The sequence below is a fragment of the Bacillaceae bacterium S4-13-56 genome (assembly GCA_040191315.1).
GTDB lineage: Bacteria > Bacillota > Bacilli > Bacillales > JAWJLM01 > JAWJLM01.
Window position 1 is genome coordinate 1 of sequence record JAWJLM010000158.1, and the last position, 1,745, is coordinate 1,745.

The window sequence follows — 1,745 nt, forward strand, 5'->3', positions numbered from 1 at the left end:
AAGAAGCCTTCAATATAATATGGGGCCTTAGCTCAGCTGGGAGAGCGCCTGCCTTGCACGCAGGAGGTCAGCGGTTCGATCCCGCTAGGCTCCACTTTGCACCTTGAAAACTGAATAAGAAGAAATGAGTAAAACGACAAAGCATCAATTTTTTTTAGCGTTAAAGATCGAACGATCTAATTGTTCATATAGTTAAGTGAACAAGGGCGCACGGTGGATGCCTTGGCACTAGGAGCCGACGAAGGACGGGACTAACACCGAAATGCTTCGGGGAGCTGTAAGTAAGCTTTGATCCGGAGATTTCCGAATGGGGAAACCCACTGTTCGTAATGGAGCAGTATCCTTATCTGAATTCATAGGATAAGGAAGGCAGACTCGGGGAACTGAAACATCTTAGTACCCGAAGGAAGAGAAAGCAAACGCGATTTCCTGAGTAGCGGCGAGCGAAACGGAATTAGCCCAAACCAGAAGGCTTGCCTTCTGGGGTTGTAGGACACTCCATTGGAGTTACAAAGAAACAGGATAGATGAAGCGATCTGGAACGATCCGCCAAAGAAGGTAAGAGCCCTGTAGTTGAAATACTGTTTCCTCCGGAGTGGATCCTGAGTACGGCGGAACACGAGAAATTCCGTCGGAATCCGGGAGGACCATCTCCCAAGGCTAAATACTCCCTAGTGACCGATAGTGAACCAGTACCGTGAGGGAAAGGTGAAAAGCACCCCGGGAGGGGAGTGAAAGAGATCCTGAAACCGTGTGCCTACAAGTAGTCGAAGCCCATTTAGGGGTGACGGCGTGCCTTTTGTAGAATGAACCGGCGAGTTACGATTTCATGCGAGGTTAAGTGGAAGACACGGAGCCGCAGCGAAAGCGAGTCTGAATAGGGCGAAGGAGTATGAGGTCGTAGACCCGAAACCGTGTGATCTACCCATGTCCAGGGTGAAGGTCAGGTAACACTGACTGGAGGCCCGAACCCACGCACGTTGAAAAGTGCGGGGATGAGGTGTGGGTAGGGGTGAAATGCCAATCGAACACGGAGATAGCTGGTTCTCTCCGAAATAGCTTTAGGGCTAGCCTCAAGGTAAGAATGCTGGAGGTAGAGCACTGATTGGACTAGGGGCCCTCATCGGGTTACCGAATTCAGTCAAACTCCGAATGCCAGACATTTATCCTTGGGAGTCAGACTGCGGGTGATAAGGTTCGTAGTCGAGAGGGAAACAGCCCAGACCACCAGCTAAGGTCCCAAAGTATACGTTAAGTGGAAAAGGATGTGGAGTTGCTTAGACAACCAGGATGTTGGCTTAGAAGCAGCCACCATTTAAAGAGTGCGTAATAGCTCACTGGTCGAGTGACTCTGCGCCGAAAATATACCGGGGCTAAACGTATCACCGAAGCTGTGGATTGTTCTTACGAACAATGGTAGGAGAGCGTTCTAAGTGCCGTGAAGTCTGACCGTAAGGACAGGTGGAGCGCTTAGAAGTGAGAATGCCGGTATGAGTAGCGAAAGAGAAGTGAGAATCTTCTCCACCGAAAGCCTAAGGTTTCCTGAGGAAGGCTCGTCCGCTCAGGGTAAGTCGGGACCTAAGCCGAGGCCGAAAGGCGTAGGCGATGGACAACAGGTTGAAATTCCTGTACCACCAAATGACCGTTTGAACGATGGGGGGACGCAGGAGGATAAGGAAAGCGCGTTGTTGGATAAGCGCGTCCAAGCAGTGAGAGTGGTGAATAGGCAAATCCGTTCACCATAA

At 50.5% G+C, this 1,745-nt stretch carries 1 tRNA gene and 1 rRNA gene; both read left to right on the forward strand.

What is annotated here, in order from left to right:
* The first annotated feature begins 21 nt into the window (after positions 1–21).
* Positions 22–94, forward strand: a tRNA-Ala gene (locus RZN25_18310).
* A 96-nt stretch (positions 95–190) separates the two neighbouring features.
* Positions 191–1,745, forward strand: a 23S ribosomal RNA gene (locus tag RZN25_18315); the annotation flags it as partial.